23 protein-coding genes are annotated in these 25,355 nt (G+C 67.4%); 10 read left to right on the top strand and 13 right to left on the bottom strand.

The window, feature by feature from the left end:
* Positions 1–57: 57 nt before the first annotated feature.
* From OU415_RS22440 to OU415_RS22420, 5 genes are all read right to left on the bottom strand, one after another.
* Positions 58–1,404: a hypothetical protein gene (locus OU415_RS22440; RefSeq protein ID WP_270950995.1), complete on the bottom strand. Its 1,347-nt coding sequence runs from the start codon at positions 1,402–1,404 to the stop codon at positions 58–60.
* Positions 1,405–1,436: 32 nt separating this feature from the next.
* A complete protein-coding gene (locus OU415_RS22435) occupies positions 1,437–2,468 on the bottom strand; it encodes an ABC transporter permease subunit (RefSeq protein ID WP_270950994.1) in 1,032 nt (343 codons plus the stop codon).
* Entirely contained in the window at positions 2,465–3,988 is a 1,524-nt protein-coding gene (locus OU415_RS22430) for a sugar ABC transporter ATP-binding protein (protein ID WP_270950993.1), read from the bottom strand. Before OU415_RS22430 ends, OU415_RS22435 begins: the two co-directional genes overlap by 4 nt.
* 58 nt (positions 3,989–4,046) lie before the next feature.
* Positions 4,047–5,000, bottom strand: coding sequence for an ABC transporter substrate-binding protein (locus OU415_RS22425; protein WP_270950992.1), 954 nt, complete (start codon positions 4,998–5,000; stop codon positions 4,047–4,049).
* Positions 5,001–5,072: 72 nt separating this feature from the next.
* Entirely contained in the window at positions 5,073–6,140 is a 1,068-nt protein-coding gene (locus OU415_RS22420; protein WP_270950991.1) for a LacI family DNA-binding transcriptional regulator, read from the bottom strand.
* 305 nt (positions 6,141–6,445) lie between these two features.
* Between OU415_RS22420 and OU415_RS38260 the strand changes: the two genes are divergently transcribed.
* Entirely contained in the window at positions 6,446–6,889 is a 444-nt protein-coding gene (locus tag OU415_RS38260; RefSeq protein ID WP_408641893.1) for an MBL fold metallo-hydrolase, read from the top strand.
* Positions 6,890–7,531: 642 nt separating this feature from the next.
* On the opposite strand, the gene OU415_RS22410 is transcribed toward OU415_RS38260, so the two are convergent.
* Entirely contained in the window at positions 7,532–8,509 is a 978-nt protein-coding gene (locus OU415_RS22410; RefSeq protein ID WP_270950990.1) for a LacI family DNA-binding transcriptional regulator, read from the bottom strand.
* Positions 8,510–8,630: 121 nt separating this feature from the next.
* Between OU415_RS22410 and OU415_RS22405 the strand changes: the two genes are divergently transcribed.
* Entirely contained in the window at positions 8,631–9,542 is a 912-nt protein-coding gene (locus tag OU415_RS22405) for a dihydrodipicolinate synthase family protein (protein ID WP_270950989.1), read from the top strand.
* Between the two features lie 121 nt (positions 9,543–9,663).
* The gene (locus OU415_RS22400) at positions 9,664–10,944 is read left to right on the top strand and encodes an Nramp family divalent metal transporter (protein WP_270950988.1); all 1,281 of its coding nucleotides are present in this window, start codon (positions 9,664–9,666) and stop codon (positions 10,942–10,944) included.
* Positions 10,945–11,437: 493 nt separating this feature from the next.
* Here OU415_RS22400 and OU415_RS22395 read toward each other — a convergent pair whose 3' ends face one another.
* The 4 genes from OU415_RS22395 to OU415_RS22380 all read right to left on the bottom strand — a co-directional run bounded on the left by OU415_RS22395 (position 11,438) and on the right by OU415_RS22380 (position 15,304).
* A complete protein-coding gene (locus tag OU415_RS22395) occupies positions 11,438–12,079 on the bottom strand; it encodes a recombinase family protein (protein ID WP_270950987.1) in 642 nt (213 codons plus the stop codon).
* A gap of 143 nt (positions 12,080–12,222) precedes the next feature.
* Complete coding sequence (locus OU415_RS22390) at positions 12,223–12,462, bottom strand: hypothetical protein (RefSeq protein ID WP_270950985.1); 240 nt, start codon at positions 12,460–12,462, stop codon at positions 12,223–12,225.
* A 20-nt stretch (positions 12,463–12,482) separates the two neighbouring features.
* Complete coding sequence (locus tag OU415_RS22385; protein ID WP_270950983.1) at positions 12,483–13,829, bottom strand: TRAP transporter large permease subunit; 1,347 nt, start codon at positions 13,827–13,829, stop codon at positions 12,483–12,485.
* A gap of 98 nt (positions 13,830–13,927) precedes the next feature.
* Positions 13,928–15,304 (bottom strand): RraA family protein, encoded by a 1,377-nt coding sequence (locus OU415_RS22380; protein WP_270950982.1) that lies wholly within the window; start codon positions 15,302–15,304, stop codon positions 13,928–13,930.
* Positions 15,305–15,452: 148 nt separating this feature from the next.
* On the opposite strand from OU415_RS22380, the gene OU415_RS22375 reads away from it, so the two are divergent.
* From OU415_RS22375 to OU415_RS22345, 7 genes are all read left to right on the top strand, one after another.
* Complete coding sequence (locus OU415_RS22375) at positions 15,453–16,241, top strand: IclR family transcriptional regulator (protein ID WP_270950980.1); 789 nt, start codon at positions 15,453–15,455, stop codon at positions 16,239–16,241.
* A gap of 145 nt (positions 16,242–16,386) precedes the next feature.
* Positions 16,387–17,463 carry an amidohydrolase family protein gene (locus OU415_RS22370; protein WP_270950979.1) on the top strand — a complete coding sequence of 359 codons (1,077 nt, stop codon included), beginning with the start codon at positions 16,387–16,389 and terminating at the stop codon, positions 17,461–17,463.
* On the top strand, positions 17,456–18,799 hold the full coding sequence (locus OU415_RS22365) for an MFS transporter (protein ID WP_270950977.1): 1,344 nt from the start codon (positions 17,456–17,458) through the stop codon (positions 18,797–18,799). Before OU415_RS22370 ends, OU415_RS22365 begins: the two co-directional genes overlap by 8 nt.
* Positions 18,800–18,934: 135 nt before the next feature.
* Positions 18,935–19,105 carry a helix-turn-helix domain-containing protein gene (locus OU415_RS22360; RefSeq protein ID WP_270950996.1) on the top strand — a complete coding sequence of 57 codons (171 nt, stop codon included), beginning with the start codon at positions 18,935–18,937 and terminating at the stop codon, positions 19,103–19,105.
* A complete protein-coding gene (locus tag OU415_RS22355) occupies positions 19,090–19,560 on the top strand; it encodes an efflux MFS transporter permease (RefSeq protein ID WP_270950976.1) in 471 nt (156 codons plus the stop codon). Before OU415_RS22360 ends, OU415_RS22355 begins: the two co-directional genes overlap by 16 nt.
* Before the next feature lie 6 nt (positions 19,561–19,566).
* Entirely contained in the window at positions 19,567–20,112 is a 546-nt protein-coding gene (locus OU415_RS22350) for an MFS transporter (RefSeq protein WP_270950974.1), read from the top strand.
* Between the two features lie 56 nt (positions 20,113–20,168).
* A complete protein-coding gene (locus tag OU415_RS22345; RefSeq protein ID WP_270950972.1) occupies positions 20,169–21,143 on the top strand; it encodes an IS481 family transposase in 975 nt (324 codons plus the stop codon).
* A 104-nt stretch (positions 21,144–21,247) separates the two neighbouring features.
* Here the strand turns inward: OU415_RS22345 and OU415_RS22340 are convergent, their stop codons facing one another.
* From OU415_RS22340 to OU415_RS22330, 3 genes are all read right to left on the bottom strand, one after another.
* Positions 21,248–21,793: a ferritin gene (locus OU415_RS22340; RefSeq protein WP_333778468.1), complete on the bottom strand. Its 546-nt coding sequence runs from the start codon at positions 21,791–21,793 to the stop codon at positions 21,248–21,250.
* 113 nt (positions 21,794–21,906) lie between these two features.
* Complete coding sequence (locus OU415_RS22335; protein ID WP_270950969.1) at positions 21,907–22,500, bottom strand: MFS transporter; 594 nt, start codon at positions 22,498–22,500, stop codon at positions 21,907–21,909.
* A gap of 261 nt (positions 22,501–22,761) precedes the next feature.
* Complete coding sequence (locus tag OU415_RS22330) at positions 22,762–25,299, bottom strand: heavy metal translocating P-type ATPase (protein WP_270950967.1); 2,538 nt, start codon at positions 25,297–25,299, stop codon at positions 22,762–22,764.
* Positions 25,300–25,355 lie beyond the last annotated feature (56 nt).

Raw genomic sequence — 25,355 nt, 5'->3', positions numbered from 1 at the left:
TTCGACCGGTTCGAGACCTACGACCCGACGGTGCCCCTCACGTGGCTCGGCCGGATGTCACACCAGGCGGACTTCTGGTGGCGTTTCCAGGTCATCGGCGACCGCGCGCCAGTCTGCGAACTGGCCGTAAGCGGTCTTGATCCACACACCGGTCGGGAGCTGCGGGCACTCGTTCTCGCCGTTGCTGCCCCAGTTCACCCATCCCGATTGCGGGCGCTGGACGATCTGGAAGGCTCCGGAGGGCTTTTCGGTCCACCACACCATCGTCCGTCCAGTCCCGGTGTGGTATTCGGCGGTCTTGGCCGCAGGCCCGGGGAAGGCGGTTTCGTGCGGGGTGGCGGAGATGTCCACCGGGTGTCGGGTGATGATCCATTCCCGGTCCGGGTGGTCGGCCAACACGCGCGCGCGGGCGCGGACTCGGGCGAGGCGCTCGCGGATCTCCGGTTCGTCCAGCGCGTTCTCCCAGGAGCAGAACAGTCGCCAGTAGAGGTCCCAGTGGGCCGACTCCAGGTCTTCGGTGAGCAGCGATTTGAACTCGTCGAACTTCGGGTTCCGGGACTGCGAGGTCTCCAGCGTTTCGGCGACCATGGCGGCGAGTTCGGCCGCGTACGGGTCCCCGGCCCGGTACACCGTCGGGTCGTAGGTCTCGAACCGGTCGAAGACCAACTCGCCCTGGCCGCCCTCGAACTCATCACCGACCGTGATCAGGTTGGTGACCGAACGCCCATTGATCACGGTCTGGAAGTCGTCCACGGTGTAGCGCCGGGTGAAGTGCGGCGTCCCGTAGGTGAAGATCCAGTCGATGGTGAAGCTCTTGCCGCGCAGCTCGTCGAGCAGTCCGTCCGGGACCGTGCCGCGCATGCGGTAGTGGTGCAGCACCGGGCCCCGCTCGACGACCTCGATGTCGACCACCGTGTGCTCGGGCGGGTTGATCAGGCCGTTCTCCGGGGTGAAAAACGGCCCGTAGAAGCCGCCGATGGCGTTGTTCCCGGACGACAGCAGGTCGATCCCCTCTGCCAGCGAGGAGAAGTGCCGGAGACCCCACTTGGAAGAGCCTGTCCCTCGGGCGGTTCCAGTGCACAGCTCCAGGTCGAAGTACCCGGTGTCCAACCGCGCGAAGGCGTCCGCCTCGCGCGGTTCGAGCGCGCGGATGCCGCGATCGGCGCTGGTGACCGGGCCGCTGAGCGCTAGTTCGGTCCGACCGGTGAACGACGCGGTGGCGACGAACGCTGTCTCCCCCGGTGTGGAGTGCGCGGTCAGCCGCTGGCACAGCACGATGGTGCCGTCTGGCTGCGTCGCCGTCCACAGGTCGCCGTCCAATTCCGCAGGGACAACGAAGCGGACGGGCTCGTGGATGCGATGCCCGGGGCGGGGGTCGGAGATGACGACGGTAGGCAGGGCCACGTCCGTCCTTTCTGTCAGGTTCCGGTGCGGGGTCATTCGGTCGGCGGGCTCGCCACTGGGGTGCCACCGCGGCGCAGGCGGATGGGATGGCGCTTCAGGCTGTCGATGGCGACAGCCAGGATGATCACTGCGCCCTTGACCAGCAGCTGGGTGAAGAACTGAACGTTCATCAGGATCAGGCCGGTGCTGAGAACGCCGAGGATGACCGATCCGACCAAGGTGCCGATGATCCTGCCGCGGCCACCTGCCAGGCTGGTGCCGCCGAGAACGACTGCGGCGATGGCGTCGAGTTCGTAGCCGGTTCCCGCGGTGGGCTGCGCGGAAACCACGCGCGCCGCGAAGATCACGCCGGCCAGCCCGGCGCAAGCACCTGCGATGACGTAGACCGCCGTCATCACGCGTTTGACGTTGATGCCCGCGAGCCGGGCGGCTTCGGCGTTCCCGCCGACCGCATACACGTGGCGCCCGAACTTGGTGCGTTCGAGGACGAACCAAGCGACCAAGTACACGATGGCCATGACCACGACAGGCGCCGGGATACCGGCGACGTAGCCGTTGCCGATGTCCCGGAAGTTCAGCATGTTCGACACGATCGGCTGGCCGTCGGTCATCGTGTAGGCGAGGCCCCGCAGCAGGGTCATGCTGCCCAGCGTCACGATGAACGCGGCCAGCGAGAGGTACGCGGTGAGCAGGCCGTTGCCGAGGCCGGCGGCGGCCCCGGCGAGGACGCCGACGAGCACCGCGATGGGCGTGGGCAGGCCGGCCATCGCGGCCAGCACCGCTGCGACCCCGGACACCGCGACGATCGAACCGACCGACAGGTCGATTCCTGCGGTGAGGATGACGAATGTCAGCCCCACGGCCAGGATCGCGTTGATGGAGATGGATCGGGCGATGTTGAGCAGGTTCTCCACCGAGGCGAAGTTGGGCGCGATCAGCGCCATCAGCACGACGAGAGCGATCAGGACGGCGAGGATCCCCACGCGATCCCACCAGGTCGCGAAGTCGAACGACTTGCGCTCCCGCACCGGGTCGGGGCCCTGCGTTGTCGTCTGCGTTGTCATGGGGCTTCTCCAGTTACCTGCCGGGCAGTGCCGGTCGCGTGCAGCATGATGCTTTCCTCGCTCGCGTCGTCCGCCGCGAGCTCGTGGACGATGCGACCTCCCCGCATCACCAGGATCCGGTCGCTGATGCCGAGTACTTCCGGCAAGTCGGAGGAGATGACCAGGACGGCCTTGCCCGCCCCGGCCAGTTCGTTGATCACTTCGTAGATCTCGCTCTTGGCGCCGATGTCCACACCGCGGGTCGGCTCGTCCAGGATGAGCACTTCCGCCTGCCGCATCAGCCAGCGCGCCAACGCCGCTTTCTGCTGGTTGCCGCCTGAAAGCGCGCGCACTGGCAGCCGCAGGGCGTTCTGCCGCAGGTGGAGGCGCTGCATCTGGTCCTCGACAGCCCGGCGGATCCGGCCGCGCTGCAGGACACCGGCCCGGTGGAAGTCACCCAGGGAGCTGATCGCGATGTTGGTCTCCACCGCGTGGTCGAGGAAGAGCGCTTGTTCCTTGCGGCTTTCCGGGACCATGGCGATGCCCGCCGCGATGGCCTCGGCCGGGCGCCGGGCGGCCACCGATCGGCCGGACACCCGCACGTCACCGCCGCGGGCGCGGTCCGCACCGAACAGGAGTCGCGCGACCTCGGTCCGCCCCGCGCCGATCAGACCGGCCAGGCACACCACTTCCCCAGCCCTCACTTGGAAGTTCACCGGGCCGATGCCGTTGCCATCGGTGAGTTCCCGCACGTCCAGCACGGGTTCGCCGATCGGATGCCGGTCGCGGTGGTACAGGTCGTCGAGCGTGCGGCCGACCATCATGCGCACCACCTCAGGAGGGTCGATGTCGCTCTTGGCCCGGGTTCCGATGTGGGTTCCGTCGCGGAACACGGTGACCCGGTCGGCCAGCCGCCAGACCTCCTCCATGCGGTGCGAGATGTAGATCAATCCCACGCCTCGGTCCCGCATTTCGCCAATGAGCCGGTACAGCTGCTCGGCCTCGGCCCGGGACAGCGCCGCGGTCGGCTCGTCCAGCACCAGGATGGCGGCGTCTTCGGCGACCGCTCGCGCGATCTCCACCATCTGCTGCAGCCCGACGCTGAGCTCGCCCAAGCGCCGCCGGGGATCGATGTCGGCCCCGATGCGGGCCAGCTTCTCCTCGGCCGACGCCAGCATCGCGTGGCGGTCCAGGACGCCCAGCCGGGTGCGCGGTTCGCGACCGAGCGCGAGGTTCTCGGCCACCGTCATGGTCGCAACCGTGTTCAGCTCCTGGTGGATGATCGCGATGCCATGCGCTGCGGCATCCCCCGGCGACCGGAGCTCGATCTGCTCGCCGTTCAACAGGATCCGCCCCGAATCCCGGCCGACGTTGCCGGCCAGGATCTTCATCAGGGTGGACTTCCCGGCGCCGTTCTCGCCCATCAGGGCGTGCACCTCGCCGGCCCGGAGGTCGAAGTCGACGCAGTCCAACGCGAGGGTCGGACCATATCTCTTGGTGACGCCCTCGATCTGCAGCAAGGGCTGAGTTGACCTGGTCATGGAAGCCTTCTCGTCACTCGCGGGCCACCGGCAAACCCGGTGGCCCGACCGGAGGTCGTCACCACCCGGCGTACTGGCCGACCGACTCCCGGGTGACCAGTTCGCTCGGGATCAGAATGGTTTGCCGCTGCGGCGGCTTGCCCGCGACGATGTCTTGGCCGACCTGGACGGCCTGCCGGACCATCTCGGCTGGGTTCTGCGTCGCCGTCCCGACGAAAGGCGAACCGGGTCGCTGCAGTTCCGAGACCCCTTCGGGGCTACCGTCCACACCGGTCACCTTGACCTGGCCGCTCTTGCCGCCCTGCTCCACCGCGAGCACCGCACCGAGCGCGGAGGGGTCGTTCATCCCGAAGATGCCCTGGACGTCTGGCGTCGCGGTGAGCATGTCAGTAGTCACCATCAGCCCCGACGCCCGGTCGTTCTTGGACGCCTGCTGGCCGACGACCTTGATCCCGGGGTACTTGGGCAGCACGTTCTTGCAGCCGGTGATCCGGTCCCGGATGGTCTGGATCGGCGTGCCATCCACCAGCAGCACGTTGCCCTTGCCGCCGAGCTGGCTGAACAGGTATTCGCACGACTTCTCGCCCGCCTGCACGGCGTCGGTCATGATCACCGCGTCAGCACCCTTCGCCGGGGTGTCGACCGCGACCACGATGATGCCCGCGCGCTTCGCCCGCTCGATGCCGGGCTGCAGCCCGCTCTCGTCAACGGCACTGACCACGATCAGATCCACACCTTGCTGGATGAACGCGTCGATCTGGTTGTTCTGGTTGGCCAGGTCGAGCTGCGCATCCTGGGTGTTGACGGTCGCCCCGATAGCGGCCGCGGATTCCTTCGCACCCTTGTCCATCGCGGAGACGAACGGGTTGGACATGTCCTGAACCATCAAGCCGATCTTCTCGATCTTCGTGGGCTTGGCGGCGACGTCCTGATCACCAGAGGTGCACGCGCTTGCGCCGAGAACGGCCAGCGCGGTGGCGGCCAGCGCCAACCTGCGAACGGTAGGCTTCACGGCTACTCCTTAGTCCTAAGTGGATTGTTTGCAGCGGGATTGCGGGATGATTGCTCGGTTCGGGCCAGGCCTTCACGACGGCGCGGAACATCCGCAGGATTGGCGGATGACCAGCTCGGCGGGAACCTCACGCCGATCCTGCGCCGTATACCGAGGCCTCGGCTGTTGGCCTTCTCGCTCGGCGGCGAGTTGTTCGTCGATCACCCTGGTGAGGGTCTGCGCGGCCAGTTCGCCGATCTCCTCGCTGTTCTCGTTCAGCACGGTCAGCGGTGGGTCGAGCAGCGGCGCCCACGGGAACTCGTCGAATGCGATGAGGCCGACATCGGCGGGCACCCGGATTCCGCGCGAGCGCAGGTAGCGCAGCACACCGTGCAACATCGGGTTGTTGCCCGCGACGATGGCTTGCGGCAGCGCCTCAGCGAGCTCGGTCAGGTACTTTTCCAAGGTGCGGTAGGCGGATTCGGCGTCGTTGTCGCTTTCCAAGACTTCCAGCCGGGCACCGTGGAGCTTCGCGGCCTCCTGCAGGCCGCGTTCTCGGTCCACCCGGGTGGACCAGCGATCGGGGTACGCCAGGAAAAGCCAGTCGCGGTAACCATGTTCGGCCAGGTGCGTGCCTACCTGCGTGCTCGCCGCAACGTTGTCAGTGGCGATGCACGGCACGTGCACCGCTTCAGCGGGCGGAGCGGAGTCGACGAAGACCACCGGGATGTCCCAGTCATCCAGCAGCCGCGTGTTCTCCGGGCTGAGCGTCAACGTCGCGATGACCCCTGCGGTGCGCGACTGGATCAGCTGGCGAACGGTGGCATCCTCAACTTCCGCGGAGTACAGGCCCTCTGCGGCGATGTCGGCCACGAACGCCGTCCGGCCGGTGGGCCGCAGCACCCGCTGCACGCCCTTCATCATCTCGATGTAGTAGTAGTTCGAGGTGCTGGCCGTGATCACCGCGATCGAGCTGCGGGTGTTCTTCCGTAGTTCCTGCGCGACCCGGTTGGGCACGTATCCGAGCTCGCGGGCCGCCGCGCGCACCACCTCGCGAGTACCGGGCGCCACGTCGTCGCCGTCGTTCAATGCCCTGGACACCGTGTATGTCGACAGGCCCGTAGCACGGCTGACGTCACGCAGCGTGGGCTTCTTTGCCACCGCATCTCCCTAAACGATTAGGTCGTCGCCAACCAGTGTCGCAACGAGTTCCTAAACGATTAGGGAGGAACTGTAGAGGACGACTCTCCCACCGTCAACAGCCGATGGAAGCGTCTGCTGGCCGAGCTAACCGTATGGGACTAGCCAGAACACGGGTGCAACTGCAGCACCCGACAGACTCCCGCCCAGGCGGCCCGAGTCGAAGGAACCGCAGATGCGTGCGGACGGCCAACAGCCTGAGAGGCCCACGTGAGCTGGTGCAGCAGCCGACCAAGGCAGCGCTGAAGATTGAGCTTCAGGCCTAGATGCCAAGCACCCCATTGCGACAAACTGACCCGGCCAACCGCAACAGCGAAAAGGCCCTGGTGACCGAGGGTCAGTGCATCAAAGTTGGCCCCGAGGCTGATCCCGCCGTCGTGGGTCTTCTCGGCTGCGGCGTTATGGCCGGCTTTGGTGCTGTTTTCGACGCCACCCACACGGCTCAGCCCATTGTGGATGCCGTCGCCGTGGCTGTGGTCTGCACACACGGCCACAACGATCACATTACCGTTTCCCCTGAGCTTGGCGACGCGTTCGACGCACCTGTCCTGTTGCACCCTGGTAAACGGAGGTCCACTGCGGACAACGCGTGCGCATTACCTTGCTCGCCAGTCCATTGCCGGTGGGACACGCATCACTGCCCTCATGAAACTCGGACAAGTAGGTCACGTCCGTGCCCATCAGTTCGTGCCCGCTCCACGAGACGATGAAGGAGGGCATCCGTATCACGCAGCTCTGCAAGCTCTTGAGCACTGGAGAACAACGTCGACAACTCCTGCCCGCGGCGCCGTAAGCACGGCAGTAAGGAACGCAGGTTCCGGATCTGGTCCTCCAACACAGCGGCCTCATCGGCGGGCAGCTCCGCACCCACAATCGTTGAGATGCCCGCAGCGTCAACCTCAGACTCCGCAGCCACCGCCCTCAGCAGCTCCGCAACTGCGGACACCGTGAGCGCAGAGTCCTGTTTACTATCACCCACCGTTATAGAACAGAGCATGCAGTCCACTACCCCGCATGTCGACGGCGGGCTCTACGTCGAACGCACAGCAACGGTCGCCCGCCGACGAGATGCGGGAACGGATGCAAGCACTCGGGCACCGCGCTATCGACTTCCCCGAGCAAGAGGTCGACTACGGCAAGGTCCGGTACTGACGTCGAGCACCAGCACATGCCTCCACCTGGTGCACCAGGCACACTCGCCATGACCACGGTCGGCAAGGCTGCAGGCGCTGCGACACTCGGACTCGGCACCGATCATGAACCTCCGCAGCGCCATTGGCTCGTCCTTGGGACGACGTAGTGCCAACTGTGCGATCTGTTGGGAAGGTCGTGTTGGACCAGCTACCAACGAGTTATCCAACCGGGGCCGCGGTCGATCTGCGCGGGATGAGAGTCGGCGCGCTCACCAGGATTTCGCCGCTCCCCCGCCTGTCGTCCAGGAGCAGGCGCAGGGCGTCGGCGGCGATCTGCTTGAACGGAACCCGCACGGTGGTGAGCGGGACCGGCAGCCTGCTGACCACCGGGATGTCGTTGTAGCCGACGATCGACACGTCGCGGGGCACCTCCAAACCCAACGCGTGCGCAGCGGCGAGCACACCGATCGCGGTGTTGTCGTTGACCGCGAACACCGCACTCGGCCGGTCCGGGCGATCCAACAGCTGACGCCCCGCGATCTCACCGGCCTCGATCGAGAACGCGTCACCGGCGACCAGCGCCGGGTCGAAGCCGATTCCGCCGTTCTCCAGCGCCTCTCGGTAGCCCTCCGCGCGCCCTCGCGCGCTCGACGCGTACGCGGGCCCGCCGACCAGGCCGATCCTGCGGTGCCCGAGATCGATGAGGTGCCTGGTCGCCAGTTGCGCTCCGAGGCGGTCGTCGCCGACGGCGGCCGGGCTGCTGCCATCGGTGCGCAGAGCGAGAGCGTAGCGGGCCGCGCCGGCGTCGACCGGTTCGCCGACGCGCGCCGTGGTCAGGATGAGCCCGTCAACCCTGCGGCGCCGCAACGACTGCACCGCCTTGTCCTGCGCTTCCGGCAGGTCCTCGGTGGTCGCTACAACCGTGAACAGGTCCCGGCCGGCTGCGACCTCGGTGATCGCCTCGTAGAGCATCGCCATGACCGTATCGGTGAGCCTGGGCACGATCACCCCCACCGTGCTGGTGCCGGAACGGCGCAGCCCCGAGGCCAGCGGGTCGCGCACGTAGCCGAGTTCGGCCGCGACCTTGCGAACGCGCTCCGCGGTCTCGTTGGTCGAACGCGGGAGGCGTTCGTCGAGCACGCGGGAGACCGTGGACTTACTGACCCCGGCCGCACGGGCCACATCGAGAATCGTCACCACACCCAGGAGCCTACCGGAACTTGGGAACGTTCCCGGGATCGGTCTTGACACTCCGCGAGCCGTGGCGCATTGTCGTGGGAACGTTCCCGCGACCGTTCCCACGAATGGAGTCCCAGGCATGTCTCTCGATCTCCGCGGCCTCAACCCTGCTCCGGTCACACCCTTCACACCCGACGGCGAGGTCGATCACCCGGCGATGGCCAAGCTCGGCCAGTGGCTGGCCAGTCACGACGGCGTCAAGAGCCTCGTGGTCCTCGGCCACGCCGGCGAGGGAACGTTCCTGACCCAGGACGAGCAGGTCGCCACCATCGCCCACCTCGTCGAGGCCGTCGACACGCCCGTCATCGCCGGGATCACCGGCGAAGGCACGCACGTGGCGGTCGAGGAGGCCAAGCGCGCGGTCGCAGCCGGAGCGGAGGCAGCGCTGGTCTACCCCTCGCACGGATGGCTGCGGTTCGGCTACCAGCAAGGCGCCCCGCAGGAGCGCTACCGCGCGATCTACGAGGAGGCCGGACTGCCGTGCATCCTCTTCCAGTACCCCGACGTGACCAAGGCGAACTACGACCTCGACACGCAGCTCGAGATCGCTTCGCAGCCAGGCGTTTTCGCCACCAAGAACGGTGTGCGGAACATGCGCCGCTGGGACACCGAAATCCCGGTCCTGCGGCGGGAGGTCCCGGACCTGCAGATCCTGTCGTGCCACGACGAGTACCTGCTGCACACGATGTTCGATGTGGACGGGCTGCTCGTCGGGTACGGCAACATCGCTCCCGAGCCGCTGCTCGAACTGATCGCGGCCGGCAAGGCCCAGGACTACGCCGCGGCCCGCGCCGTGCACGACCGGCTGCTGCCGGTCACCAAGGCCGTCTACCACCGCGGCTCGCACATGGAGGGAACCGTTGCCCTGAAGCTGGCCCTCAAGGCGCTCGGCGTGCTCGATAACGCGACCGTGCGCTCGCCCCTGATCGACCTCTCCCCCGAGGCCGAAGCGGAGATCGTCCAGGCGCTGCGCAGCGCGAAGCTCATCTGAGCGGACCCGCGGGCCGGGTGTGCCGTTGCACATCCGGCCCTTGCCGGCCACCCGGTCGGTCCGGTGACAATGCCGTCCCGAGCAACCCCGCGACAACGCCGCGCGGGGGTGAGGAACCACCATGTCCGACGCAGCACCCGCCCGGTTGAACAACGGGCCCACCGATACCTCCGGTTCCGCACCGGCCGGCCGTGGACGCCGGGCACTGCGGATGCTAGCCCTGATGGGGCCGGCCTTCATCGTCGGCGCCTGGCAGTTCGGGCCCGGCAACCTCACCTCGGCGGTGCAGGCCGGGAGCCGCTTCGGTTATTCCCTGATCTGGGTCATCGCCGTCTCCACCCTGCTGATGCTCATCTACACCGACATGAGCATCCGGATCGCGCTCGTCTCGAAGGGCTCCATCGTCCAGACGATCAAGCAGCACCTCGGCCGCTGGGTCGGCGGGCTCGCCGGGTTCGGTGTCTTCGCGATCACGCTGATGTTCTCCGTCGGCAACGCCGTCGGCTCGGGACTGGGCCTGTCGCTGGTGTTCGGCGGCTCGCCGATGTGGTGGACGCTGGCCTGCACGGCCGTTGTGGTCGGGATCCTCTTCGCGCGGCGGCTCTACACCATCATCGAGAAGCTCGTCCTGGTCATCGTCGCGATCATGGCGGCATCGTTCGTCGCCACCGCGATCGTCACCCGGCCCGACTGGGGCGCCGCGGCCGTCGGATCTGTGGTCCCGATCGTGCCCGCAGGAGTCGGGCTGCTGATCGTCGCGCTGGTGGGCACCAACTTCTCGGTCAACGCCGCGTTCTACGCCGGTTACGCCTCGCGCGAGCGCGGACTGCGCCGGGAGCAGTACCGCGAGACCACCCTCGCCGACACCATCCCCGGCATCGTCGCGCCCGGAGTGATGACCGCGCTGGTCATCATGGCCGCCGCCGCGGTCCTTCCGGGAGTCGGCGGCGAGGACGGCGCCACGCTCAAGCAGTTCTCGACCGTGCTCACCCCGATCGCCGGTGAGGTCGGGCGGACCATCTTCTCGCTCGGCTTTACCGGCGCCGCACTCTCGGCGATGATCGCCAACGCCACCGCCGGGGGCACGCTGCTCTCCGACGGCCTCGGATTCGGCAACAAGCTCGCATCATGGAGGGTCCGCGCCGGAATCCTCGGCGTGCTCGGCTTCGGCGCCCTGGTCACCGTGCTGGCACGGGGCGCGTCACCGGTCCAGCTGATCATTGCCGCCCAGGCGTTGACGGTCGTCGTCGCTCCCGTCCTGGCGGTGCTGCTCGTCGTCCTGGCCAACCGGCGCGGCCTGATGGGCGACCTCCGCAACAGGTGGTGGCACAACGTCCTGGCCGCCATCGGGCTCCTCGCCATCGGCGCCGTCTGCTACCAGCTGGCCGTCACCAGCTTCTAAGCAGCGAGCGACCCGTCGGTTATCAGCCACATGCGCCTGATAACCGACGGGTCTGCCCAGGGCCTTGCTGTCAGCGTGCCAACCAAGCCCGAGCCATAACTTCGGCACTGCGGCAAGCCGCTACCCGCAAACACGCCGACAATTCCCACCAGTCAACGCCCCGCACACCTACCCCACAAGACAACACGGCCTGCTATGATTTTGGTGTGGTTTCCCCAAACACGGGAAGTTGCGCGCATTTGGGAGTTCAAGTCTCGGACTCGGACTCGGACTCGGACACTCTCTTGCCCCACGATTTTCAACTCAGCGGCTGGCACTCCTTACTTCCGGTAGCGGGGTTTTCTTCTGGCACTCGACGCTGGAGTCCGTCTCGAGCGCGGAGGGTATCTGGCCGGGTGAGGCCATCGGCTCGGGAGCTGGACAGCTTGGTATCGGCCTGAGGGCCCAGCCCGCGTGGCCGCACACGATCTCCAGCCCTGCTCGGCGAAGATGCTCACCAACGTCGTTGCCCACATCCTCCCCAGGTGGTTCCCCACCGTGCTGACTGAGCAGGCCAGGTAAAGCATCGCGAAGCTGATCCTCGCGGCCGCGGTAGCGCAGCGATGTAACCATGCCGGCAGCGATAATCGGCACGACCATGCACCCATTGCGCGTCCATCCGACGGTCGCACTCCCCGCACACCACCAGATCAGCCAACTCGTACGTGCGCGCCTCGCCGTCCTTGGTCGGCCGTGCAGCACGGATCCGTTGCACCGCAAGGAACGTGGACTCATCGACCAACGCCGGATGAGACCGCCGCTCGGACACTTCCCACTCCCGCACCGCAGTCCGACGCACTACCCCTGAGCCTCGGCCACCCGTCCGGCCTCCGGCGCCGTGGCCCTGGGTGGAGTGCCGGTTCCAAACCTGCCGGCCGGTGTACCGTGGATTCTCCAAAATCAGCCCGGTAGTACGGGCGATCCACCCCTTACCCGGGCGATGTGTGTTCCGAGCCTGGTCCACATCGGCCGGGCACGGCACACCACGCGCATTGAGCTCCCGCGCCAACGAAGCCACCGACCGGCCACGCGCCCGCTCGGCGAACATCCACCGCACCCACGCCGCCGTGTCCGGATCCGGCTCCAACCCCTGCACCCGCCGCCCCCACTGCGCACATCGAGCGCGGCATTGGCTGCGTGCTGGGTACTGGGGCCGCCGCCGCTGATCGCTTGCACGGTGCGCAGCCGCAGATCCCGTTCATAGGCATCATGGCGGTTCCACTTCGGACGAACCGGAACTCACTCGCTGCCTTCGGCTGGTTTGCTCGTGTACATCTCGATGAACGCGAGCAAACCAGCGATGGCGGCGCAGACGTAGGTCGGCACGGCGAGCACGTTCTCGAGTGCGACGAGTATCGCGCCGTCTCCGATGACGACGCCTGCCAGCTGTCCGAACGTGAGGATGAAGCCGCCGGCGAGGAAAGCGATGACGGAGATCCGGAAGAGACGATTGATCATCGTGCCGAGCGTGCGCTGCACTGGGACCACCTCGGGTGCGTTTAGCCGGGAAGGGGGATGTAGCCGAGCGCCATGAAGACGCCGACGAACAGGACGGGGATCGTGTAGTAGAGGATCAACGGACGGAACGTCTTTCCGGGGTCGATGCCCGCGATGCCCGCCGCGACGTAGATCGGCGGCGCGCCGGGCGGAGAGGCACCCTCGGTCGAGGCGAAGACCAGCACGCATGCGGCCGCGATCGTCGGCGACACTCCGGCGCTGACGAGCGTGGCGAAGGCGACCGGCCCGATTGCGGCCATCGTCGCCGTCGAGGTCAGTGGCGCGGCCACGAGCATGACGAGGATCCCGACCAGCGCCACGACGATGATTTTGGGCAGGCTGGCGACGTGTCCGAGCAGCTCGGTCAGCTCGGCGGGCAGGTTCAGCGAGCCCAGCACGTTGGAGGCGGCGAAGGCGGCGACCATGGTGACACCGACGACGCCGACCCGGTTCGAGGTCTCGCCGAGCAGGGACCACCAGTCGCGGGCCCGGCGCGGAAGCGCCTTTCGCCCGATGAGGAGCCCGGCGACGAGCACGCACACCGGCAGCCAGGTGATCAGGCTGATGGCGTCGGCACCGTCCTCGCCGACCCGCTCCGTGACGAACCGGCCGGTCGGTCCGATGGTCGCGAGCACGGGAACGACGATGCCGGCGAAGATCAGCAGCGATGACCAGCCGTTGGCGAGAGTGTGCCGCAGAGGCTGGATGTCGGCGGAGGCCATCGGCTGGATGTCGTGTTTCCGGATCAGGATCGTCACGACGATCAGCCGGTACACCAGGCACCAGGCGCCGACGGCGAACAGCGGCATGACCAGGTCGTCGGCGGACAGCAGCGGGGTGACGGTCGCCGAGGTCGTCAGGATGAAGAAGGAGCTGCTGAGCGGGAAGGTGATGCCCATGCCCGCGTTTCCGGCGACGATGGTAGCGGCGACCGGACCCGACACTTTCGACCGCTGCATCCACGGGATCGTCACGGAACCGACGGTGGCCGTGATGGCCGAACCCGCGTGCGCGACGGTGCCGAAGAGACCGGACGCCAGGGTCGAGACGTAGGCGGAGCCGCCGCGGAAGCGGCCGAAAACGGAGCTCAGAATCCCGATCAAGCGGTCCATGACACCGGAGATCGACAGCAGGTAGCTCATGACGACGAAGGCCAGCGTCGCGAAGGTGACCTCTTCCTGTAAGGCCTCCACCAGACCGTGCCATGCGATCTGAACCGCATCGGTTCCGCCGAACGCCGCACAGGCGAGGAAACCGGCGATCATCGATTCGCCGATGTTCCGCTTGAAGCCCGCGTTGAAGACGATGATCACGCCGATGAACGCGACGAGCGCCCAGATCCCGGTCATGACGGATCCTCGCAGGGGTGAGCGGACGAAGAGTCCGGCAGCAGGAGCATGCGATGCCTTTCTTTCGACGGTGAAAGAAATCTGTGCGGATTCGGTGATCAGTGGGGCGTGACAGCGGGTTTCGCCGTGCCCGCGCGGATCGTGCGCCGGGTCTCGGCTTCGCGTTCGGTGACTTCGCGGGCCGCGACGGCGATCTCGGGCGCCTGGGATTTCGGTACCACCGCGACGCCGTCGTTGTCGGCCACGATGACATCGCCGGGCTGGACGACCACTCCCCCGACGGCGACCGGCTCGCCGATCCGGCACGGCCCGTACTTGAACGGACCCGCGGGACTCAATCCCCGTGCCCACACGGGGAAACCGATCTCGGCGAGCACGTCGACATCACGTACCGCACCATCGACGACCGCGCCCACGATGCCCTTGGCGAGGCTTCGCTCGGCCAGCAGTTCGCCCAGCACCGCGCGCGAGGTGTCGGCTTCTCCGTTGACGACCAGGAAGTCGCCCGGCCGCGCTTGTTCGAGCGCCTCGTGCAGCCCGCGGTTGTCACCGGCGCGGACCCACACGGTCAGTGCGCGCCCGACGACGGTGGGGGCGGGGAAGACCGGCCTGATCGCGGTGGGCAGCAGACCGAGGCGCCCCATCGCGTCACCGGTGGCGGCAGCGGACTGGCCGGCGAGGACGTCGAGGATCTCGTCCGGGACCTGGTCGGTGACCTCGTGCGCACGCTGCTCGTGCAGCAGGGCCGAGGCAGTGGTGATGACCGGGTCGATGCCGAGCTGCTGCAACTGCTCGGCCGCGTCGCGGAGTTCGTGGCCGCGCCGCGAGGCGTGTTTGATCGTGCCGTCGTAGAGCCGGTCGATGATCGCGTCGCCCAGGACCAGTTCGGCTCGCATCTGCTTCTTGACCCACTCGCGAGCGCCGGCGGCGTCCGCGGCATCGAGCGCCTCGCTGATGACGGCGGCCAGGCCCTTCATGAAGACGCTGCGGAGCAGTTTGCGGTTCGACGCGTCTCCTGGCTCGTCACCGCCGATCTCCACGGGCGCGCCGAGGGTCTCGAAGAGCCGGGCCGTGGCGGCGCGGCCGGTCCCGCTGATCACGACCGGGGTCGCGGAGCGGTGCACGGGAACCGGTCCGACGACGGCGACGTCGGCGAACACGGCGCCCGCTGCGATCACCGGGGAAGCGATCGCGCGTTTCGTCGCCGCGGAGGCGACGTTGAGGTCGGCGAACACCGCGCCTGCCGTGAGGTGGGCGGCGGCTTCAGCTGCCACCTTTTCCGCGGCACGGGCGCCGGTGACGCTCAGCACGAACTCGGCCCCCTCGACCGCCTCGGCGATCGAGGGCGATCTGCGGACGCCCTCTGGCGTGCTGGGCGCGAAAGGATCGTAGCCGCGGATGGTGTGACCAGCCGCGACGAGCCCTTCGGCGTAGAGCGAGCCGGCCTCGCCGAGTCCGAGAATGGTGATGAGCACGACGACGTGAACCTTTCGAAGAACTGAACCGGACCACGCTATGTTCCATTGTATGAAACTTTGGCCCATAAGATGAGCGGTACTCTGCATCGTGCCGACTCGGCCTGTCAAGGGCGGCCGGCTCGGCGGGCTCGGATAAGGTGGGCGGGTGCAGGAGATCCGGGGCGCGAAGGATTCGGAGAAGGCCGCGGCGCCGGCGTCGTCGGCCATGCGGTCGCTGGATCGCGCCCTCGATGTGCTCGAGCTGCTGGAAATGGCCGCCCGGCCACTGCGCCTGACTGACATAGCGCGTGAGCTGAACCTGCCGAAGGCGACCACGCAGCGCATTCTCGGCACTCTGGAGGCGCATGGCCGCGTCGAGCGGATCGACGGTGGCTTCGCCACGGGTATCGCGTCGCTGCTGGGTGCCCACGCCTACGTGAAGTCGAATCGTCTGATCCTCGCCGGGCGTCCCGTTCTGCGTGATCTGGCCGAGGAAACCGGCTACACGGCTTCGCTGTACGTGCGGGTCGGGTATGACCGCGCGGTCGTCGCCCGCGTCGAAGGCCGGGTTCCGCAGAGGTACCAGCTGCCGATCGGTGAGCGGTTGCCGTTGCATCAGGGCGCGGGGAAGGTCTTGGTCGCCGGAATGTCGCCGGACGAGGTCGACGCGCTGTGGGCCACGCTCGACGAGCCGCGGTACGCCTCGGGGGCGGTCATCGACCGCGCCGGGTTCGAGCGCGATCTCGACGCGATCCGGGCGAAGGGCTTTCACTACGCGAGCGGTGAGCGGCTGATCGGCATGGCGTCCATCGCCGCCCCGATCCGGGATCGTGACGGTGGTTGTCTCGCCGCCGTGCAGATCAACGGCACCGATGCGGACCTCGCGGGCAGTGCGGACGAGCTGAGCCTCGCGGTCCGGCGAGCCGCCGACTCCATCGGCCGCCACCTGCGCTGATTCGTCCACTCGACCCGGCGCTCACCGTGGCCGGGACGGGATCGGGATGTCTTCCGCACTTGACTTGCCTTCTGCCGTGACTCACGATGAGCCCGCTGTATGAAAGTGCGTTCCGTACAATGGAACAAGCGAGATGGGCTCGACAATGGCGTTCGATAACACCCTTGCCAGGGGGTCGGCCTCCGGGGTGCATCCGCCGATCCGGGAGGGCTGGCTCGAGCTCACCCAGGAGCCGCTCGCGGTTCCCGAGGTACGGCTGGTCGACGCCCATCACCACCTGTGGGATCGCCAGGGAAGCCGCTACTTGCTCGAAGAATTCTTGCGCGACCTCGATACCGTTCCCGCCGTCGCGGCCACCGTCTACGTCCAGTGCCGGTCCCGGTACCTGACCGACGGGCCCGAGGAGCTCAAGTCGGCCGGAGAGGTGCGGTTCGCGCGGGCGAGCGCCGAAGCGGCGCGGGAAAGCCGTCCGGGAGGGCCGGAAGTCTGCCGCGCGATAGTGGCAGGCGCCGAACTGACGCTGGGCGCGAACCTCGGCCGAGTACTCGACGTACTGGCCGACGAGGCCGGCGGGCGGTTGCGCGGCGTGCGGAACCAAACTGCGTGGCACGCGGACCCGCGCGTCGTCAGCTCACCGCGGCCGGCCCAGCCGGACCAGCTGCTCGACCCGCGATTCCACGACGGCGCACGGCTGCTCGGCCGGCGCGGCCTGACGCTCGACGTCTGGGCATACCACACCCAGCTCGATCAGGTGACCGAGCTGGTACGTGCCTGTCCGGACACCACGATCGTCGTCGACCACTTCGGTGGACCGCTCGGAGTCGGGCCCTACGCCGAGCGGTCCGGCTCGGTGTTCGAGAACTGGCTCGAGCAGGTCACGGAGCTCGCCCGGTATCCCACCGTCCACATGAAACTATCGGGGGCCGGGCTGCGCGTGTTCGGCTTCCGGTTCGACGAGCGCGCTACACCGCCATCCTCCGACGAGCTGGCCGCAGTCATGGGTCGCTACCTCGACGCGTGTCTCGAGCGGTTCGGCCCCCGGCGCTGCATGTTCGCCAGCAACTTCCCCGTCGACAAAGGCATGTTCGGTTACCGGGTGCTGTGGAACGCCTTCGCGAAGGCCGCCGCGCGCCTGTCCGCCGCCGAACAGGCCGATCTGTTTCACGCCACGGCCGATTCCGTGTATCGGCTCGATCTCTCCCAGGAGCGTTTGCATGCCTGACGACCAACTCGCGGCGAGGACCACATCCTCAGTGGAGCGATCCGCGATCCGGCGGATCTCTTTCCGGCTTCTACCTTTCCTCGTGGTCGCCTACCTGATCGCCTACATCGACCGGTCCAACGTCGGTTTCGCCGGGCTGCAGATGAACGACGACCTCGGCTTGAGCGCCTCCCAGTTCGGGCTCGGCGCCTCGATGTTCTTCCTCGCCTACGTGCTTCTCGAAGTGCCCAGCAACGTCGCGCTGGCCAAGGTCGGTGCCCGCCGGTGGATCGGCCGCATCATGATCACCTGGGGCATCGTCGCGGTCGGCATGGCCTTCGCCGTCGGCCCGACCTCCTTCACGGTGCTGCGATTCCTGCTCGGCGCAGCCGAAGCGGGCTTCTTTCCCGGGGTCATTCTCTACCTCACCTTCTGGTTTCCCCCGTCATACCGGGCCAGGGTGATCGCGTGGTTCAGCATGGCCATCCCGATGGCCAGTGTGCTCGGCTCGCCGATATCGGGTTATCTCCTCGGCCTAGAGGGATTCCTGGGGCTCAGCGGCTGGCAATGGCTGTTCATCATCGAGGGCTCGCCCGCCGTGCTCATGGGATTCCTCGCGTTCATCGTGCTTCCCTCTCGGCCGGGTGACGCCAAGTGGCTGCCCAACGACGAGCGTCAATGGCTTGAGTCCGCGCTGCGCGACCAGGAGAAGGCGGTCGACGACAGCCACCTGCCGCTGCGGAAACTGTTGCTCAACAAGACGATCCTGCTGCTGGCGCTGGTGTACGCATCCACCGCCGCCATCAGCCAGGGGCTGTCCTTGTGGCAACCGCAGATGATGAAGACGTTCGGTCTCAGCAACGCGCAGGTCGGCTGGCTCAACGCCGCGCCATTCGCGATCGCCGTCCTCGGCATGGTGCTGTGGGGCCGCTTCTCCGATCGGCGTGCGGAACGTGTCCGCGCCACCGCGATCCCGATCGGTCTCTCCGCGATCGCGCTCGCGTTCGTGCCGTTCGGTTCGTCGCCGGTGATTTTCCTGGTCATCGTTTCCGTCGTCCTCGTGGGCACGTATGCCGCAAAGGGGCCGTTTTGGAGCCTGTGCACGGAATGGATGAGCAAGCGTGAATCGGTTGCCGGTGTCGCCATGGTCAACGCGCTGGGCTCGCTGGCCGCGTTCGGCGGGAACTGGGTGATCGGGGAGATCAAGGATGCCACGGGCAGCTTTACCTGGGCACTCGCGCCCCTGATGGTCCTTGGCGCGGTCAGCGTGCTGGCTCTCCTGCTCGCTGCCCACCGTGCCAGGCGGAACGGCGAAAGGTCCTCGCGCGTCGCCATCGCCGACAAGACGGATCTGTAGCGGCACTCGCGCGGTCGGTCCGTGCTCATGTCTCCAGTGGTTCGATTCCTTTTCCGTGACGCCGCGATCCGTTTCCTGCGTGACCGAGAGGGTTTGTAACCGATCTTGGTGTTGACTGGGTGGGTGGAGTTGAGCGTGGAGCAGCGGGCTGAGTTGCGGACCCTGGTGAACAGTCCGGGCGTGTCGGCGGCGGTGGCGACCCGGGCCCGGATTGTGTTGTGGTGTGCGGAAGGGCGGTTGAAGAAGGAGGTCGCGGACCTGGCCGGGGTGTCGCGTCCGACGGTGGATCAGTGGCTTGCCCGCTGATCACGACATTCCCCGAAGGCACGGCGCGGAACAAGGCACTCGCGGTCTGGGGTGGTGTCGGCGGCCTTGGCGCGACGGCGGCGTTGCTCATCGGTGGACTGCTGACCGACCTCCTTGGCTGGGAGTGGATCTCCTTTCTCAACCTTCCCGTGACGGCGGTTCTGCTCGTGGCGGCGCCCGCGCTGTTGTGGGAAAGCCGCGACACCACGGTGAGCCGCCGCTTCGATGTACCGGGCGCGGTAACGCTGACAGGGGCGTTGGTGCTGGTATGCGCGGTGATCGCGCGGGGGCCCGAAGCAGGATGGACCAGCGTGCAGACGCTCGTGCTGGCAGCGGCTGCCGTCGTGCTGGCCGTCGCATTCTGTTGGATCAAGTCGCGAACGCCATCGCCGCTGGTGCCGCTGGGCGTGTTCCGGTCTCGGTCGTTGGTCGGTGGCAACGCCGTCGTGCTGTAGATCGGCATGGCCGCGTGGGCGATCGGCATGCTGACTTCCACGTACGGGCAGCAGGTCTTGGGGTTTTCGCCGCTGCGGTACGGGATGGGCACGATCGCGTTGACGCTGATGGCTGTCGTCGGTTCCTACGCCGCCCAGGCGCTCGTCGGCCGCGTCGGCGTCCGCCTCGTGGCGGCAGGAGCTGCCGTCTGTGCCGGCTGCGGCGCAGTCTTGCTGACGAGGATCGACGTCGACGGCACGTACTTCGCTGACCTTTTCGGCGGGCTTGTCCTCTTCGGCTGCGGCCTGGGAGCGGCGACCGCGGCAGGCACCGTGGCCGCGCTGTCCGGCGTGCCTGACGGCGATGCCGGAGTCGCGTCAGCGACGAACACCGCGTCGTTCCAGATCGGAGGCGCATTGGGGGCCGCCATTGCCACGACAGTGCTCGTCTCCCATACCGTCGGAGCAGGGAAGATTGCGTTGACGGCGGGTGTGCAGGCGGGCTTTGTCGCGGCCATCGTCATGCCAGCGTTGGCGCTCGTTGCGGCGATCGCAACGCTGCGCGGGCGATAGATGACACTCAACCATCTTGGCTCGTCCCACGGCGAGCCTACGGAAGGACTACCCCCATGGCACACCGCAACGCGCCGCTGAGTTTCGAAGGACGGCGACGTCTCGTCGACCGCTGCAGCGATCGTCCGGTCGCCCACGTCGCAGCCGAGATGGGCATCTCGCGGGCATGCGCGTCCAAGTGGTTCAACCGGTGGCGCCGCTACGGAGACGTCGGCCTGCTGGACCGGTCATCCACCCCGCGACGTCAACCGACCCCGACACCGCCGGAGGCCGTCGAGCAGATCGAGACCTGGCGGCGCGAGTGCAAGTGGTCCGCATCCCGGATCACGTTCGAACTCAACGACGACGGCGTTCAGATCAGCCGTCGCACCGTTACCCGGATCATCGGCCGACTCGGGCTGAACCGGCGGAGATTCATCGACCCCGACGGTGACACCAACCGGCGACCCCGCCCCATCGTCGCGAAGCGGCCAGGGCACATGGTGCATGTGGACGTGAAGAAGGTTGGCCGCATTCCCGACGGCGACGGGTGGCGCGTCCACGGCCGCGACTCCGAGCAAGCCCGCGCGACGGCACGATCGAAGACCAAGACCGGGAAACGCGGATACGTGTACCTGCACTCCGCCGTCGACGGCCACACCCGCCTCGCCTGCACCGAACCTCTGCCGGACGAGAAAGCCGCCACCGCGACAGGCTTCATGCACCGCGCGAGGGCCTGGTTCACGGCGCACGGGATCACCCACATCGAGCAGGTGGTAACCGACAACGGCCCGTGCTATCGCGCAGACGCGTTCACCCGGTCCTTGATCGGTGCGAGGCACAAACGGACGAAAGTGGAGCGCTACAACCGAATTCTGGCCGAAGAGTTTCTTTACGCCCGCACCTGGACCTCCGAGCAGCAGCGCGCGGATGCCCTCTGCATGTGGAACGCGCACCACAACTATCACCGCTCGCACGGTGCGGCGGGCGGACAGCCGCCCGCCGCCATGCTCGACCAGCGCGTAACGAACGTCGTGGCCTCATACAGGTAGATACGAGACGCGCAACCAGCGATCACGAATCAGAATTCCCACGAAGTTCACAGCATCGAGAAAACCTGCATCAACCGCCCCACCAGCACAGCCCCTGCTTTGGGTTATAGCTTCCCGCCCGCCACGCGCGGGGCTGCCGATTCGTTCCTGTCGTCGCCTACAGGGTCTCGTTCGAGGTAGTCCTCCATGTCGAACATGTTGCCCTGCGCGCGGTCCATGACATCGAGCACCGTGGTCATCTCGGAGACCTGTTCGACCTGTTCGGCCAAGAACCAACGCATGAACTCCTCGCCGAGGTAATCGGCATCCTGCCGGAGCGTCTGCGACAAGGCCGTGACTTCGTCGGTCACGGCGCGCTCCTTCTCCAAGGCGAGGGCAACGAGCTCACTGGGATCCTCGAAGGTGTTGCGGACGGCCGGAACTCCCGGAATCTCGACCTCTATGTTGTTGTCCAACATGTATTGGACGATCCGCATCGCGTCATTGCGCTTCTTCAGCGAGTGCCTGTAGAAGTACGAAGCCAGCCGGGGAAGATCCCGCTGGTCGAACCACACTGCGATCGCAACGTATTGCTGCGACACGGCCAACTCATTGCCCACCTGCTCCTCGAAGAGGTTCTGGGCGCGGGACGTGCGCGGCACGATGTTCACAACGCCATCCATACGCCTACACTACGATCGCCCACTCACCGTGCGTGAGATGGCAAAGGTCCCCACCTTCCGAGAGCGACAGCCGCGACCTGGTTCTTGAGGTGGCAGTTCGCTCATGCGGTGGTTGCTCTGTGCCGCAGCGCGGTGTAGGTCATCAAAGCGCAGAGCAGGGCGGTTGCCGCCAGCAGCACGAGACCGTAGGTGTAGTCGCCGACGGCCGCGTAGATCGATCCCATGATCAGGGGCGGGAAGAATCCACCCAGGCCACCGGCGGCGCCCACAACGCCGGTGACTGCTCCCACCTTGCTTTCTGGGACGAGGGTGCCGACTAGTGCGAACACTGCCCCGGCACCGGCACCCAGGACCGCGGCCAGGCTGAGGAACACGATCGTGCCGAGGGGCACCAAGGGCAGTTCAACCGACGCCAGCACCGCCAGGAGCCCGGCGAGCACGCAGCATGCACCGAGCACCTGGATTCCGGAGAGGTGGTCGGAAAGCCAACCTCCGAGGGGTCTGCAGACGACCGCGAGCACGATGAATCCGGCGGTGCGGAACGCCGCGTCCGTCGGGTCGAGACCAAAAGCGGTCTTGAGGTAGGTGGGCAGGTAGACGCTGAACGCGACGAATCCGCCGAAGGTCAATGCGTAGAGGACCGCCAGCTGCCACGTCACCGGCAGCCGCAGCATGTTGGTCGTGCGGCGGATCATCGACTCCGCCGGGGCCACGCGGTCGGCGGGGTCACGCAGTAGCCCTCCTCGGAGCCAGGCTGAAGGCGCATGCGCTGCCTAAATCGCGTCAGGGGCGCATTGTGGTCCACAGCGTCGCGGACAGCGACCTGCGTGCAAACTCGCAGCGACGTCAACCACCCGGCGGGAGTCCGAGACCGCGGCCGGACTTGAACTGAAACCCCGACCCATCCCCCTGGAGCCGCTTCGGCGCTGGGCTCTGGGTATGGCATGGGGACGTCATCATTTCTGGTCAGAAGCGGGTGTCGGGGCTCGTGTCGCCACCTGCGGCTGTCCGGTGACACGGCCCGCTGCTCGTGGCGGCGTGGTGCGGTGGCGGCGCAGGCGGTTGGAGTTGCCCACCACAGACAGCGATGACAAGGCCATCGCTGCGGCGGCCAGGATCGGCGACAGGCGCAGGCCCAGCACCGGGTACAGCACACCTGCGGCGATGGGCACGCCGACGGCGTTGTACACGAGCGCGAAGAACAGGTTCTGGCGGATGTTGCGCATGGTCGCTCGCGACAACTGGATCGCGACCGGAACCCCGCTCACCGATCCGGAGATGAGCGTGATGTCGGCGGACTCGATGGCGATGTCGGTACCGGTGCCGATCGCCAACCCCACGTCGGCGGCAGCCAGCGCGGGGGCGTCGTTGATGCCATCGCCGACCATGCCCACACGGCGCCCTTCTGCTTGCAGGCGGCGGATCTCGTCGGCCTTGTGTTCCGGCAGCACCTCGGCGAGCACGCGGGAGATCCCCACCTGGCCTGCGATGGCCGCGGCCGTGCGCGCGTCGTCCCCGGTGATCATGGCGGTCTCGATGCCGAGGCGGTGCAGCGCGGCGATCGCGGCGGCCGAGTCGTCCTTGACCGTGTCGGCCACCGCCAGCACACCAGCGGGCTCGCCGTCCAGGGCGGCCAGGATGGCGGTCTTGCCCTGCTCCGCGAACGCGGCAGCGGGCTGATCGAGTTCGCTGGCGTCGATCCCCGCGTCGGCCAGCAGCGTTCTGGTCCCGACCAGCACGGTGTGGCTCGCAGCCGTGGCACGCACACCTTTGCCGGTGATCGAAGTGAAGTTCGCCGCCTGCGGCACCTCCAGGCCGCGCTGCCGTGCTCCGGCCACGATCGCCTCCGCCAGCGGGTGTTCGCTGTCGGTCTCGGCAGCGGCGACCAGGGCGAGCAGCTCCCGCTCGTCGCGGTCGCCGGTGACGTGGAGGTCGGTGAGGGCTGGTGCACCTCGGGTGATGGTGCCGGTCTTGTCCAGCACAATGGTGTCGAGCTTGTGCGCGGTCTCCAACGCCTCGGCGGAGCGGATCAGGATCCCGGCTTTCGCGCCTTTGCCGGTACCGACCATGATCGACAACGGGGTCGCCAGCCCCAGCGCGCAGGGACAGGCGATGATCAACACCGCCACCCCGGACACCAGGGCATTGGTCGTCGTCGGGGGCGGTCCGACGATGAACCACGCGGCGAAGGCGATGATCGCAATGACGATCACTGCGGGCACGAAGTACGCCGAGGTGGCATCGGCCAGGCGCTGGATCGGCGCGCGGGAGGCCTGCGCGGCCTGCACCAGGCGGATGATCTGGGCCAGCATCGTATCGGCGCCGACCTTGGCCGCTCGGACCCGCAGGGAGCCGGTGCCGTTGATGGTGGCGCCGATGACGGTGTCGCCGGCGTGCTTGGTCGCTGGCATCGGTTCTCCGGTGACCATGGACTCATCCACTGCTGAACCGCCGGAGAGCACGGTGGCGTCCACCGGGATCTTCTCCCCGGGCCGGATGCGGATCTCGTCGCCGACCGCCACCTCCTCGACGGGTATCTCGGCTTCGCCCCCGTCGCGGACCACGCGCGCGGTGCGGGCCTGCATGCCCAGCAGGTCGCGGATTGCCTCCCCGGTGCCTGCCTTGGCGCGGGCCTCGAACAATCGACCGAGCAGGATCAGCGTCAGGATCACCCCGACGGCCTCGAAGTACACCTCCCGCGTCTCGGGCGGGAACGCACCGGGGGCGAAGGTGACGACGAGGCTGTAGCCGTAGGCCGCGACGGTGCCCAACGTGATGAGGCTGTTCATGTCGGCGTTGCGATGCGCCAGCGTCAGCCACCCGCTGCGGTGAATCGGCCAGCCCACGTACAGCATCACCGGCGTGATCAACACCAGCTGCATCCACCGGTCGAGCAGCACCGGCGGCACCCAGCTGACGCGGAACAGCTCGCTCGCCATGACCGCGAACAGCACCGGCACCGTCAACACCACACCCACGACCACTCGGCGGGTCAAGTCCTTGATCTCCGCCGCGCGCTCAGCAGCCTGCGCAGCCTCCTCCTCAGCCGCCCCCGCACCGGTCACCACCGGGGCGCTCTCGGATGGTCCCTCCACACGGGCCTCACTACCGGCCTGGCCATCAGGCTCCACCACGAGCCTGCCGTGGATCATGTTCATTCCGCAGGCGAACCCGAACGAACCCGCACGCGTGGGAGTCAGGCACACCGCGGTCCGGGTGAACGCGGGCAGCGCGGCAGTGACTCCCAGATCGGCGAAAACCACGCGAGAGGTGCAGTCCCCTTCCTCCTGCCTGTTGAACACCAGCTCAACAGGCACGTTCTGCCGGACCCGGATCGTCTCCGGTCGATACCCGCCCCGGACCGTCACCTCGACGCGCTGCACCCCGCCGGTCAGCTCAGCGGTACAGGCGCTCCGGGGGCCGAAGAAGTACCAGGCCACCACACCCACGCCCGCTGCGGCGACGACCAGCACGACCAAGTCGACAACAGACATGTGGACCTCTCACTGGAACAGCGCCCTCGTCAACGAGCGCCTCACATGTCGCTGAG

Origin of the sequence: Saccharopolyspora oryzae, assembly GCF_027853915.1 — a bacterium.
In the GTDB taxonomy this organism is placed as follows: Bacteria; Actinomycetota; Actinomycetes; order Mycobacteriales; family Pseudonocardiaceae; genus Saccharopolyspora; species Saccharopolyspora oryzae.
Note: the sequence above shows the minus strand (reverse complement) of the source record. Positions and strands in the feature narration are given on the sequence as shown.